General features: G+C 44.4%; 14 protein-coding genes. All 14 read left to right on the forward strand.

The window, feature by feature from the left end:
* Window positions 1–18: 18 nt before the first annotated feature.
* Entirely contained in the window at window positions 19–507 is a 489-nt protein-coding gene (purE, locus tag ACHBIF_RS08520; RefSeq protein ID WP_024383089.1) for a 5-(carboxyamino)imidazole ribonucleotide mutase, read from the forward strand.
* On the forward strand, window positions 494–1,555 hold the full coding sequence (gene purK / locus ACHBIF_RS08525) for a 5-(carboxyamino)imidazole ribonucleotide synthase (protein WP_394719901.1): 1,062 nt from the start codon (window positions 494–496) through the stop codon (window positions 1,553–1,555). Before purE ends, purK begins: the two co-directional genes overlap by 14 nt.
* Window positions 1,556–1,563: 8 nt before the next feature.
* On the forward strand, window positions 1,564–2,601 hold the full coding sequence (locus ACHBIF_RS08530) for a hypothetical protein (protein ID WP_394719903.1): 1,038 nt from the start codon (window positions 1,564–1,566) through the stop codon (window positions 2,599–2,601).
* A complete protein-coding gene (locus ACHBIF_RS08535; protein WP_394719905.1) occupies window positions 2,594–2,743 on the forward strand; it encodes a hypothetical protein in 150 nt (49 codons plus the stop codon). Before ACHBIF_RS08530 ends, ACHBIF_RS08535 begins: the two co-directional genes overlap by 8 nt.
* A 276-nt stretch (window positions 2,744–3,019) precedes the next feature.
* A complete protein-coding gene (purB, locus tag ACHBIF_RS08540; RefSeq protein ID WP_394719907.1) occupies window positions 3,020–4,312 on the forward strand; it encodes an adenylosuccinate lyase in 1,293 nt (430 codons plus the stop codon).
* Between the two features lie 227 nt (window positions 4,313–4,539).
* Window positions 4,540–5,538, forward strand: a complete 999-nt coding sequence (gene ruvB, locus ACHBIF_RS08545) for a Holliday junction branch migration DNA helicase RuvB (protein WP_394719909.1) — start codon at window positions 4,540–4,542, stop codon at window positions 5,536–5,538.
* Window positions 5,538–6,284 (forward strand): GNAT family N-acetyltransferase, encoded by a 747-nt coding sequence (locus ACHBIF_RS08550; RefSeq protein WP_394719911.1) that lies wholly within the window; start codon window positions 5,538–5,540, stop codon window positions 6,282–6,284. Before ruvB ends, ACHBIF_RS08550 begins: the two co-directional genes overlap by 1 nt.
* Window position 6,285: 1 nt before the next feature.
* Window positions 6,286–6,894 carry an HAD-IA family hydrolase gene (locus ACHBIF_RS08555; protein WP_394719913.1) on the forward strand — a complete coding sequence of 203 codons (609 nt, stop codon included), beginning with the start codon at window positions 6,286–6,288 and terminating at the stop codon, window positions 6,892–6,894.
* A gap of 119 nt (window positions 6,895–7,013) precedes the next feature.
* Window positions 7,014–7,922, forward strand: a complete 909-nt coding sequence (locus ACHBIF_RS08560; RefSeq protein ID WP_172009721.1) for a helix-turn-helix domain-containing protein — start codon at window positions 7,014–7,016, stop codon at window positions 7,920–7,922.
* A 264-nt stretch (window positions 7,923–8,186) separates the two neighbouring features.
* Entirely contained in the window at window positions 8,187–9,422 is a 1,236-nt protein-coding gene (locus ACHBIF_RS08565) for a bifunctional folylpolyglutamate synthase/dihydrofolate synthase (RefSeq protein ID WP_394719915.1), read from the forward strand.
* Between the two features lie 62 nt (window positions 9,423–9,484).
* Window positions 9,485–9,682: a hypothetical protein gene (locus tag ACHBIF_RS08570; protein ID WP_105111651.1), complete on the forward strand. Its 198-nt coding sequence runs from the start codon at window positions 9,485–9,487 to the stop codon at window positions 9,680–9,682.
* A gap of 52 nt (window positions 9,683–9,734) precedes the next feature.
* On the forward strand, window positions 9,735–11,285 hold the full coding sequence (locus ACHBIF_RS08575) for a quinol oxidase (protein ID WP_394719917.1): 1,551 nt from the start codon (window positions 9,735–9,737) through the stop codon (window positions 11,283–11,285).
* A gap of 136 nt (window positions 11,286–11,421) precedes the next feature.
* A complete protein-coding gene (gene nrdD / locus ACHBIF_RS08580; protein WP_394719919.1) occupies window positions 11,422–13,593 on the forward strand; it encodes an anaerobic ribonucleoside-triphosphate reductase in 2,172 nt (723 codons plus the stop codon).
* Window positions 13,594–13,697: 104 nt separating this feature from the next.
* Window positions 13,698–13,832: a hypothetical protein gene (locus ACHBIF_RS08585; protein WP_105101018.1), complete on the forward strand. Its 135-nt coding sequence runs from the start codon at window positions 13,698–13,700 to the stop codon at window positions 13,830–13,832.

The raw sequence follows: 13,832 nt of genomic DNA on the forward strand, positions 1-13,832 counted from the left end.
AGAAAAGGAAAGATAAGCATGAACATTCCAATTTCCATCATCATGGGCTCTAGTTCCGACTGGAAAACCATGAAAAAAGCAGCAGATGTGCTGGACAAATTTGGCGTAGCCTATGAAAAGAAAGTGGTCTCTGCCCACCGCACGCCAGACCTCATGTTCCGTCATGCCGAAGAAGCGCGTGGCCGTGGTATCAAGGTTATTATCGCAGGAGCTGGTGGTGCGGCTCATTTGCCGGGTATGGTGGCAGCTAAGACCACCCTGCCTGTCATCGGAGTCCCTGTCCAATCTCGTGCCCTAAGTGGTGTGGATTCGCTCTATTCTATCGTGCAGATGCCGGGCGGTGTGCCTGTTGCGACCATGGCGATTGGTGAAGCAGGTGCCACCAACGCAGCCCTGACAGCTCTTCGCATTCTCTCCATTGAAGACCAAACCATTGCGGCTCAGCTGGCAGACTTTGCCAAGGAGCAGGAAAAAATTGCGGAGGCGATGACAGATGACCTCATCTAAGACAATTGGAATTATCGGCGGTGGTCAGCTAGGGCAGATGATGGCTATTTCCGCTATTTACATGGGTCACAAGGTGATCACGCTGGATCCTGCAGCGGACTGCCCAGCCTCCAAGGTTAGCGAGGTCATCGTCGCTCCCTATCACGATGTGGCGGCTCTCAAACAGCTGGCGGAGCGGTGCGATGTCCTGACCTACGAGTTTGAAAATGTTGATGCCGACGGACTGGACGCGGTCGTCAAGGATGGACAACTTCCACAAGGAACAGACTTGCTCCGCATTTCCCAAAACCGTATTTTTGAGAAGGATTTTTTGGCAAAAAAAGCTGGCGTGCAAGTCGCCCCCTACAAAGTGGTCACCTCTAGCCTAGAGTTAGAAGGTCTGGACCTCAGCAAAAACTATGTCTTAAAGACAGCCACTGGGGGCTATGACGGACATGGCCAGAAGGTCATTCGAGAAGAGGCGGACTTGGTAGAGGCTAGTCAGCTAGCAAATTCTGCCGAATGTGTTTTGGAAGAGTTTGTGAATTTCGACCTGGAAATCTCCGTCCTTGTGTCTGGGAATGGCTCCGACTACACCGTCTTTCCTGTACAGGAAAATATCCACCGCAATAATATTCTTTACAAGACCATTGTGCCTGCCCGTATTTCAGATGAACTAGCTGAAAAAGCCAAAACAATGGCCCTGCAAATCGCCGACAAGCTCCATTTGGCAGGCACCCTCTGCGTTGAAATGTTTGTGGCAGGTCAGGATATTCTGGTCAACGAAATCGCCCCTCGCCCTCATAATTCGGGGCATTATTCCATTGAAGCTTGTGATTTTTCACAGTTTGATACCCATATCCGAGGCATCCTAGGGGAGCCTCTGCCTCCTATCCGCCTTCTCTCTCCAGCTGTTATGATCAACGTCCTCGGACAAGACATGGAAGCAGTTCAAACCTTTCTTCAAGAAAACCCTACCGCCCATCCCCACTTTTATGGTAAACTAGAAGCAAAGCACAATCGCAAAATGGGACACGTGACGGTGTTGGGGGAGGATGAAGTAGGTTAGGAGGTAGTATGAGTGAATTAGCAATTAAAAGAGAAGAAATCGCTTCTAAAGATGAAGAAAGACAATTATCAGTACAATTTTTGAAAAATAAAAATATTAATTTGGAACAGATTGGTACATACTTTTCGACAATCGTGAATTCTTATAAAGAAATCCAACAGAACATTAATGCTGAAGAGATGTATGTTGTTAAGTTTACAAAAGAACAATTAAAAAGATATCAAAAAGGCGAAATAGATTTTCAAAGAACAGCAGATAGATCAGCATTATTGCCTAATTTTGTAAAAAAAGGAACAAATAATGAAATTGTATCTAAAGCAAGATTAGAAAAAATTGTTCTAGATAATCCAGAAGCTTTCCAAAATGTTACTAACAATGTTAATCAATTAGCTAACGCACAAAAAATTGCTGATTTAGAAATACTGCTGTCAGAAGTTAAACAAATTGCTTTGGAAGTTAAACGAGGCCTCAAAGACGACAGGCGTTCAAAAATTTTAGGAGCAGAAAGTACAATCAATCAGGCATTAATGATGCCTGATGACAATCCCCAAAAGCAGATTTTATTACTTAATTCCATCAGTCACCTTAACGAAGGTAGAGAGGCATTAATAAAGGAATTTGAAAACGAAATCAAAAAGAATATTTCTATTCCAAGTTCAAAGTGGCAACTATTTTTAAAATCTATATTTGATGAGAAATTTAATAAAGAGGTTCTGGAAAGTTTTTCAGAATTAAATGAACAATTTTCTTATATTGTTAACTCTACGGAACTTTTAGCCAAGACCTACATGATTACCGGCAATCATCAAATCATAGACAGTCTTTATACCCCAGTAAAGCTACTAGTTGAAAAAAATCAAGAATATGTTGGGCAATTACTTGAATTGCAGGATGTTGATATTGAAATGGAACGACAGTTGAAATGGTGTGTCGAACCTGCGGAATTTATTGCTCAAATTGGTATGACAGAATTGACAGATGACGATATAATTGCAATTGAATTTACAGGAGAGGAATTGCTGAGAGGTGGAATTTCAAATGGATAAAAATCAAGTGCATAAAATTGGTAAAAATTTAAATAAACCTGTCAAATTTGTGAAGAAGCATATCGGTACAATTTCTACTGCAGTAGTTGTTCTTGGCGGACCTATGTTAACAAATTATTTAAAAGAAAAGAAAAATAAGTAAAAGATAAGTGTATTTTTGGTATACTCGCTAAATATGTACTTCCCAAGAAGAACGAATTAGAAAGGAATACGGACATCGAATTCTCTCAGCTGAATACATGTTACGGATTTCCTTGATTAATAATTTTTAAAACAAAAAGAAAGGAAAGAGGGTGGGTTCGAGTATTTGAACTCGGGCTAAAAGCGTCGGAAAAATGATAAACGGTCTTGTGTGCTAGCGCATAGCGGCAGTTTCCTATTTTTCTCTCGCTTTCTTAACTCCCTCTATATCATAAATATGATCAATCGTTATTCCCGCCCAGAGATGGCGGCTATTTGGAGTGAAGAGAACAAGTACAAGGCTTGGTTGGAGGTGGAAATCCTCGCTGATGAGGCTTGGGCTGAGTTGGGTGAGATTCCCAAAGAAGATGTGGCTTTGATTCGTGAGAAGGCGACTTTTGACATCGACCGCATTTTAGAGATTGAAGAGGAAACCCGTCACGATGTGGTGGCTTTTACGCGTGCGGTTTCGGAAAGTCTTGGTGAGGAACGCAAGTGGGTCCACTACGGTCTGACATCGACCGACGTGGTGGATACGGCTTACGGCTACCTCTACAAGCAGGCCAACGACATCATCCGTCGCGACCTTGAAAACTTTACTAACATCATTGCCGAAAAGGCACGTGAGCACAAATATACCATCATGATGGGGCGGACTCACGGTGTCCATGCGGAGCCAACGACCTTCGGTCTTAAATTGGCAACTTGGTACAGTGAAATGAAACGCAATATGGAGCGTTTTGATGTGGCAGCCAAGGGCGTTGAGGCTGGTAAAATTTCAGGTGCGGTTGGAAACTTTGCCAACATTCCTCCATTTGTGGAAGAGTATGTTTGTGGCAAATTGGGCATTCGTCCGCAGGAAATTTCTACCCAGGTTCTTCCTCGTGACCTCCACGCAGAATATTTCTCAGCCCTAGCCTTGATTGCAACGTCTATCGAGCGTATGGCGACAGAAATCCGTGGGCTACAAAAATCTGAACAACGTGAAGTTGAAGAGTATTTTGCCAAAGGCCAAAAGGGCAGCTCTGCTATGCCCCATAAACGCAACCCTATCGGCTCTGAAAACATGACCGGTCTGGCTCGTGTGGTGCGTGGTCACTTGGTGACGGCTTTTGAGAATGTGGCTCTCTGGCACGAACGCGATATTTCCCACTCATCAGCGGAGCGGATTATCACGCCGGATACGACTATCCTTATTAACTATATGCTCAATCGTTTTGGCAATATCGTTAAGAACTTGACGGTCTTCCCTGAAAATATGAAACGCAATATGGAGTCAACTTTTGGCTTAATTTACAGCCAGCGTGTCATGCTCAGCTTGATTGAGAAAGGCATGACCCGTGAGGAAGCCTATGACTTGGTGCAACCAAAAACCGCACATTCTTGGGACAATCAAGTGGACTTCAAGCCTCTTCTCGAAGCGGATGAGCGTGTGACAGTCAAACTCAGCCAGGAAGAAATCGATGAACTCTTCAACCCAGACTACTATGCTAAGCGGGTAGATGACATCTTTGAACGACTTGGATTATAAAAAAATCAAAATTCTTTGGATTTTCCAGAGAATTTTTTAGTTTCCCTTAAGTTTTGTGAATTATACTCTATTTAAGCTAGAAATAGCAAAACTTTTACTGAATGATTTTCAGTATCGTCATCCGTAAGAGCTAAAGCTCAAACGGCTGGCATATCTTTTTCATATAATCTCCTGAGAATACTGGACTCACTGAGTCTGGTATTTTCATTTTGTGCTATAATAGTCCCATGACTAGAATTTTAGATATGGAACAGATGCAGGATGAGGAGTATGTTGAGCGTACCCTGCGTCCGCAGAAATTAAATGAATACATCGGTCAGGACAAGGTCAAGGACCAGCTGAAAATCTTTATCGAGGCGGCCAAGCTCCGTGATGAAGCCTTGGATCATACACTGCTTTTTGGCCCTCCAGGTTTGGGTAAGACCACCATGGCCTTCGTTATTGCCAACGAACTAGGGGTCAATATCAAGCAGACCAGTGGGCCCGTCATTGAAAAGGCAGGCGATTTAGTGGCCCTTCTCAATGATTTGGAGCCTGGCGATGTCCTCTTTATCGATGAAATTCACCGTATGCCTATGGCGGTTGAGGAGATTCTCTACTCTGCTATGGAAGACTTCTACATCGATATTATGATTGGAGCAGGAGAGGCCAGTCGCTCTGTGCATTTGGAGTTGCCACCGTTTACCCTGATTGGAGCAACCACTCGTGCGGGGATGCTGTCCAATCCTCTGCGAGCCCGTTTTGGTATCACTGGACACATGGAGTACTACGAGCTGGCTGATTTGACCGAGATTGTCGAGCGGACAGCGGACATCTTTGACATGGAGATTACCCATGAAGCTGCTATTGAGTTGGCTCGTCGTTCGCGTGGGACCCCTCGTATCGCCAATCGCCTGCTCAAGCGGGTGCGGGATTTTGCCCAGATTATGGGCGACGGCCTGATTGACGATAGCATTACGGACAAGGCCCTGACCATGCTGGACGTGGACCGTGAAGGTCTGGACTATGTGGACCAAAAGATTCTCCGTACCATGATTGAGATGTACGGCGGCGGTCCTGTCGGCCTAAACACCCTGTCGGTCAACATCGCCGAGGAGCGTGAAACAGTGGAGGACATGTACGAGCCTTACCTGATTCAGCAGGGCTTCCTCATGCGGACACGGACAGGGCGGGTTGCGACAGCCAAGGCCTACGAGCACTTGGGTTATCCCTATACGAAAAAATAATGGCAGAGCAGATGAGACAAGTGGCCAGTTTATTTGGAGATTGGCCTGAGGCAATTATTTGGACCTGTTTAGAAGGCAGAATGGGACAGATTCATGTCGATAATACCCAGTCTCCCCAGTCAGCCCTAGCTCTCTATGGACGGCAGAGCTTCTTTGGTTTTTTGGCCGGAAAACCAAATGTGGACTTGCTAAAAATGTGTGAGGGAAAGGATATTATTTTAGTCCCTCAAAACCAGGCCTGGTCAGACTTGATAGAAGGAACTTACGGAGACAGGATCCGGTCCTTTACCCGTTATGCTACGAAAAAAGATACTAGTTTTGACCTTGGGCATTTGCAGAAACTGATTGATGCCCTACCTGAAGAGTTTGACCTGAAAGTGATTGACCGTAATCTGTATGATGCCTGTCTGGTAGAAGAATGGTCACGCGATTTGGTGGGCAATTATGCTGATGTGGAGCAGTTTTTAGACTTGGGTCTAGGCTATGTCATCTTGCATAAGGAACAGGTGGTGTCAGGTGCCTCATCCTATGCCAGTTATTCAGGTGGGATTGAGATAGAAGTGGATACTAGGGAAGACTATCGAGGTTTGGGTTTAGCTAGAGCTTGTGCTGCTCAGTTAATCTTAGCTTGTTTAGACCGTAATCTCTATCCTAGCTGGGATGCCCACACCCTGACATCCTTGAAACTGGCTGAAAAGCTGGGTTACCAATTAGACAAGCCCTATCGAGCATATGAATGGAGATAAGATGACACCGACATTTATTTGGGATTTGGACGGAACGCTGTTGGATTCCTATGAAGCGATTTTGGCAGGGATTCAAGAAACCTATGAACAATACAAACTTCCTTTTGACCGTGAAGAAGTAAGAAAGTTTATCCTTCGCTATTCTGTAAAGGATTTGCTGGCGCGAGATGCTCAGAAATATGGCAAGGACTTGGCGCAGCTCAATCAAGCCCGAGCCAACTCTCTCCGTGAGAAGAACACGGCTATCCAGTTGATGGAGGGCGCGCGTGAGGTGCTGGAATGGACTGTGCAGGAGGGCATTCAAAACTTTATTTACACTCACAAGAGTGACAATGCTTTTCAGGTGCTGGCTGATTTGGGCGTCGACCATTATTTTACGGAAATTCTGACCAGTGACTCGGGTTTTGCCAGAAAGCCGGACCCGGAGGCTTTGCTGTATTTGATTGAAAAATATGACTTAGATAAATCGACCACCTACTATGTTGGTGACCGCCTGCTAGACGTGGAAACCGCTCTGGCTGCAGGGATTGGCAGTATAAACTTGCAGATTGACGGGGTGGAAGGGAATATAAAAATCGAGAGTTTATTGCAGATTGTTCCGTCAGTATGAATTTAGAAATTTCACATAAAAAATAAACTTTCTACCGTAGTTTACAAAAGAAAGTTTGTTTTTTTCTTGAAAAATTTGGTATAATTAACCATATTTTAGTATAAATAAAGGGGAATTATATGAACGATAAGGAATTTGGGCAACGTATTCGCCAGCTGAGAGAGCAGATTAATTTGACGCGCGAACAGTTTTGTGGTGATGAGGTTGAACTTTCAGTCCGGCAATTGATTCGGATTGAGACTGGCAGCTCAAAACCCACGTTGTCTAAAATCCAGTACATTGCCACACGTTTGGGAATGACCTTGTATGAATTGATGCCAGACTATGTTAAGCTCCCAGATAGATACTCGAAATTAAAGTTTGAGGTTCTCCGCACACCGACCTATGAAAATACGGACTTGATAGAAAAACGCAATCGTCTGATGGAAGAAATTTATGACGACTATTACGACGACCTGCCAGAGGAAGAGCAGATAGCAATTGATGCTTTTCAGTCTTTTGTTGACATATATGAAACAAAGTCTGTCCATTTTGGGAAAGCTATCTTAGATGATTATTTCGAGCAGGTCCATCGTAAAGATAAATTTACTGTTAATGATTTATTGATTGTGCGGCTATATTTGGAGCATTTACAGGATGAGGACATGACCTCGCCAAAATTTCAACATTTTTTAGATATTACCCAGCATTTTCCGGTACAGGTAGAAGCTATAGATTCAAATGAGCTATTTATTTTGCGTGATGTGATGCTAGCTTCTATTGGTATCCTTGGGACTAAGGAGTGTTATGACTATATTCCGCCTATTTTTGATACTCTAGACCAGATAATGGTCCAGACGCACGATTTCCAAAAGAAACCGATTCTGAATCTATTAAAGTGGAAGTACGTACTATATACCAACAGTGACCGTGAAGAGGCACAAAAACTGTACGAAGAGGCCGTTATGTTTGCGAAATTAATAGGTGATGATCATTTGGTGGCTAAACTAGAAGAATCATGGAAAGGGGATTCCACTGGAAAAGTGTAAGATGCTTATGAAGAGCATTATGACAACTTGCAGAAGAGGAGCAGGTTGGGATGAGAGAACTATAAAAAACAAGTGACATTTTTGTCCTGTTTACTGACCCAATAAAATTCTATAATAGTCTCATCAAAATAAAGGAGACTAAAGATTATGAATTTTATTAAGGCATTTACAACGTTCGGAGCTGGCTGGGATTGGTGGTGGAAAGGCTAATATCATATCCGTCAAAAACCAACGCAATTGTTGGTTTTTTGCTATACTTAATACATGCAAACTTTTCACAAATTAGACACCTGGCTCAATAGCAAGCAGGGTCAGCTATTTCATTACAAGCTAGAGAAAATCACCTATGCCCTGGATTTGTTGGGCAAGCCTCACTTGGATTTGCCGGTCATTCATGTGGCGGGGACCAATGGCAAGGGCTCAACGATTGCCTTTATGCGCCAGCTCTTTCAGGCTCACGGACTGCGGGTCGGCAGTTTTGTCTCCCCTCACATGGTCACGGTACACGACAGGATTTGCATTGATCAGACACCGATTTCAGACCAGGATTTTCAGCGCTTTCTCCAGCAGGTCTATGAGTTGGAGCAGGAGGTTGCTACGGTCTATGAACCCTTCCGCTATTTCGAGGTCATGGTTCTAATCATGTTCCTCTATTTTCGCGAGCAGCAGCCTGACCTGGCACTTATCGAAGTTGGCATCGGCGGCCTTCTGGACACGACCAATGTAGTCTCCCCGGCCCTCAGCATCATCACTTCCATAGGTCTGGATCACCAGGATTTATTAGGCGCGACTTTGGGAGAAATCGCAGAGCAGAAAGCAGGAATTATCAAGCCAGAGATGCCTGTCGTTCTGGGACCATTTTCTGCTGACATCAGCCAGCAGATTCGCCAAATTGCTGCTGAAAAAAAAGCTCCAATCTACCAGCTGGGTCAAGAATTTACCTCTAAAGTAGCTACTTTCAATAGTCCAAGTTTTCAGCTGTCAGAATTAGTCTTGGGTCTCCCAGGTCAGCACCAGCAAGAAAATGCAGCCTTGGCCCTGCAGAGTTTCTTGCTTTACATGGAGCAAATTGGGCAAACTGTTTCTGCGGATTTGATCAGACAGGCTCTAGCCCAAACCAGCTGGGCAGGACGTTTGGAATTGATAGCCGAAAACCCCAAGATATACCTAGACGGTGCCCATAACGTTCCTGCCATGGAACGCTTGATTGAGTTCATTGAGATGCAGGACCAGCCTGTGACCCTCTTATTTTCGGCCCTGCAGCGCAAGGATTTTCAGGAAATGCTGGATTTATTAGAGGAAATATTGCCAGGTATCCAGCTTGTCTTGACCAGCTTTGCCTACGACGGAGCCTTGAAAGAGGAGCAGCGTCAGGGGCTGACCTACGTAGCTGATTATGAAGGCTTTATACAGGAATTTCAGGAACAAGACCAGGGCATCCTGATTGTCACAGGTTCCCTCTATTTCATCTCGGAAGTCCGAAAAAAATATCTGAACTAAGCGGTTTTTGGACCGCTTTTTGCGAATAAATAGGTATGAGACAGAAAAATAATGAGGAATTTTTGATAGAGTACAAGCGTGCCCAACGCCATACATTTCGTCAGATTGAACGCTATGCCAGTCTGTTTTCCAATCAGAATGGGAGCCAGATTAGCTATAGGACCATCCGCTATCCCTTGGAGGCTATGGTCCAAGTACAAGAGCTGGACGGAGAAAGGTACAGGGTCGGAAATGACCAAACAACTTCCGAAAGTCAATGACATGCCTCGAGCTTTTTGATATAATAAGTAAAGTAAATCCAAGGAGTGAGTTATGACAGAAGTAGAGTCAAGTGTAAATTTGGGAGATAAAAGTTTGTGGGGTGGTCGCAGGCATCGTTCTAAACGGAGAAAGCAAGCCCACCATGAATTTATACGGAATGTGCCGGATGTGCCTATTTGGCCGACCCTACTGTGGAGTTTATTTCTGAGTGTATTGAATGTTGCCAATCCTCTTTTGAGTTCCTTTGCGACCAATTTGCAGTCACAGGCACTCTATGCAGGCATGGCAATGCAGGCTGGTCATAAGCCTTATGAGTATTTTTTTGGAACCAATGGTGTCCTCTATTACCTAATCTTGGCTGTTGGTTCCCTGTTCAATACGACCATTGGCTTGATGATTTTTCAGTTCATCGCCCTCTTGATAGCAGGGATTTATCTCAATAAGATTAGTGCATATTTTGGTCGTTCACAGCGGGTTGCCCACCATATCAATTTTTGGTTCTATTGTTTCTTGCTGGTGGTGGACTTGGGTGGACTCTATGCCAGTATCTTTGCTCTACCTTTTGTGCTGACCAGTATCTGGTTTTTGATTCGCTATATAAATGATGCAGTCAGTGACGAAGGTTTCATTCTCTACGGGATTGATGCGGCGATTGTATTCATGATTTACCCTAAAAGTCTGATTTTATGGCTGGTATCGCCCCTGGTTTTATTTGTGTACAATAGTCGAAACAAGAGGTTGGCGAGAGGTGTTTATCAGTTTTTAGCAGCTGTATTTGGCTTTCTTCTCGTTGTCTACACTGTAGGCTATTACACCTTCATCGAGCAGATTCTGGGAATGGCAATTCAACAGACTTTTCTCTACAATATTAGCCTACAATTTACCTATGAAGGCATTTTGATGACCCTAGCTGTGGTTTTTGGGTTCCTGCTGATTTCAGGATTTTTAAATCATATTTTGACAACCCTATTGTCTATTAGCAAGGGGCAACAGACAGAAATTAAGCTGATAATGTTACTGGCTTTTCTTGTTCAAATGGTTTTTCTGATTGGGAATCCAAATTTTGAATGGAGCCAATTGACGGCCTTGATTCCGTATGGTTTTGTGCTAGCTGCAGCATCTTTGCATGGTCCAGAAACTGATGAAGAGTTTGAGATGCTGGATGAGGAGGAAAATGAGGATTATAGCTATCTAAAAGCTAGTTATTATCTGCCTATTTTGATGCTTCTAGCCCTGTTTTTCCAACCAACCTACGCCTATCTATTTGAAGAACCGGTCCGTGTGGAGAGGCAAGAAATAGCCCGCTATATCCGGGATAACACGACCAGTGATGACCAGATTTATGCCTGGGATAATAGTGCGCAAGCCTATCTAGAAAGTCAGCGGCTCTCGTCTGCTAATCTGATTACAGCTCAACCCTATCTTAACATGGAAGACAACCGAAACAATTTAATCTATGATTTGAATCAAGGGAGAGCCAAGTATATCTTGGTCAACACGGAGATTCCGCTCTTGGAACAGGTCTCAGCGACCCTAGAAGACAATTATGTCCCTGTCCAACTCAGCTTCAATCACTTCAAACTATATCAAGAAAAAGAATGAAAGCGACTATGAAAGTAGTTGCTTTTATCTATATCTTGTGTAAAAAATGAAAATTTTTGAAAATACATACTAGATATTGATTTCCGTCATTCAAAGTGCTAGACTATAAGCAGTGAGAAAAATGGAGGATAGCCAGATGAAAGTGCAAGAAACAATCTTACCCGAATTAGAATTAGCGGTCTTAAAGCGTGACGGTCGAACGGTCGCTTTTGAACAAGAAAAGATTTATTCTGCCTTGCAGCGGGCTAATCAAGAATTGGACCATCCTGTGTCAGATGCGGGTCTGTCAGTCGTTTTGGCAGGGGTCCTGCAGGAAATTGCCCGTCGTTTTACCAAGGATGTGCAAATTTATGAAATCCAGACGGTTGTCGAACAGGAATTGCTCAAGTCCCACCTCTATGACTTGGCAGAGCGTTATATCCAGTACCGAACGCAACGCGATTTTCGCCGGCATCAAGCGACGGACATCAACTTTGAAATCCACAAATTGCTCAGCAAAGATCAGTCTGTCGTTAATGAAAACGCCAATAAGGATGCGGATGTCTTTAATACGCAACGTGATTTGACGGCTGGGATTGTTGGAAAATCTATCGGGCTCAAGCTCCTGCCAGCCCACGTTGCCAACGCTCACCAGAAGGGGGACATTCATTACCACGATTTGGATTATAGTCCTTACACGCCCATGACCAACTGCTGCTTGATTGATTTCAAGGGCATGTTAGCGCAAGGGTTTAAGATTGGAAATGCCGATGTGGAAAGTCCTAAGTCCATCCAGACAGCGACGGCGCAGATTTCGCAAATTATTGCCAATGTGGCTTCCAGCCAGTACGGTGGCTGCTCGGCGGACCGTATTGACGAGGTGTTGGCGCCTTATGCTGAGCTCAATTATCAAAAGCATTTGAAGGATGCAGCGGAATGGGTGCTGCCAGACAAGGCCGAAGAATATGCGCGTGCCAAGACCCAGAAGGATATTTATGACGCTATGCAGTCTTTGGAATACGAAATTAACACGCTCTTTACGTCCAATGGTCAAACGCCCTTTACTTCGCTTGGTTTCGGTTTAGGAACTTCTTGGTTTGAGCGGGAAATCCAGAAGGCGATTCTCAACATCCGTATCAAGGGTTTGGGGCGCGAAGGACGGACAGCCATCTTTCCAAAATTGATTTTCACTGTCAAACGCGGGCTAAATTTGGAGCCCGATTCGCCCAATTATGATATTAAGCAACTGGCGATTGAGTGTGCAACCAAGCGCATGTATCCAGATATGCTGTCTTATGACAAAATTATTGAGTTAACGGGTTCTTTCAAGGTTCCTATGGGTTGCCGTTCTTTCTTGCAAGGTTGGAAGGATGAAAATGGCCTTGAAGTCAATTCCGGTCGGATGAATTTGGGTGTGGTGACCGTCAATCTACCACGGATTGCCCTTGAAAGTGGGGGTAGTCAAGAAAAATTCTGGGAAATTTTTGCAGAACGCATGGCCATTGCCAAGGATGCCTTGGTCTATCGTGTCGAGCGGGTCAAGGAAGCGACGCCGGCAAATGCGCCTATTCTCTATCAGTACGGAGCTTTTGGGAAACGTTTGGCCAAGACGGACGCTGTTGATCAGGTCTTTAAGAACCGTCGCGCGACTGTTTCTCTAGGCTATATCGGTCTCTACGAAGTGGCGACTGTGTTTTACGGCGGTGCCTGGGAAGGAAATCCTGAAGCCAAGGACTTCACGGTTTCTATTATCAAGCGGATGAAGGAGTTGGCTGGCGACTGGTCTGACGAATACGGCTACCATTTTTCGGTTTACTCAACCCCATCAGAAAGTTTGACAGACCGTTTCTGCCGTTTGGATACGGAGAAATTCGGGTTGGTCAAGGACATTACGGATAAGGAATACTATACAAATTCCTTCCATTATGATGTGCGGAAAAATCCAACGCCGTTTGAAAAGCTGGATTTTGAAAAGGTTTATCCGGAGGCGGGTGCTAGTGGTGGCTTCATCCATTATTGCGAATACCCTGTTCTACAGCAAAATCCCAAGGCTCTCGAGGCGGTGTGGGACTATGCCTATGACCGTGTCGGTTATTTGGGGACCAATACGCCGATTGACCATTGTTATGCCTGCGGTTTTGAAGGCGACTTCGAGCCGACTGAGCGTGGGTTCAAGTGTCCAAACTGTGGCAATAGCGATCCAAAACTAGTAGATGTTGTCAAACGGACCTGTGGTTATCTGGGCAACCCTCAAGCCCGTCCCATGGTCAATGGTCGACACAAAGAGATCTCCGCCCGCGTCAAACACATGAACGGGTCTAGTTTATAAAGAATGGACATGAGGGCTTCCGTGGTTTTGAGGAACTACGGAAGTTTGTTATAATAGAGGGAAAATCTAATAGCTCTGCTATGTTCAAAAAAGGAGAAAAAACAATGGGTAAATACCAACTAGATGATAAGGGCAAGGCCTTGGTGCAGCGTTATCACGAGAAGAATTCCAATGTGAAGCAGGACAAGAAGGCGCGTGTGCAGGAATTGCTCAAGCAAGCCAAGAATAAGAAGAAATAG

The sequence above is a fragment of the Streptococcus sp. A11 genome (assembly GCF_043674225.1).
Lineage (GTDB): Bacteria > Bacillota > Bacilli > Lactobacillales > Streptococcaceae > Streptococcus > Streptococcus suis_V.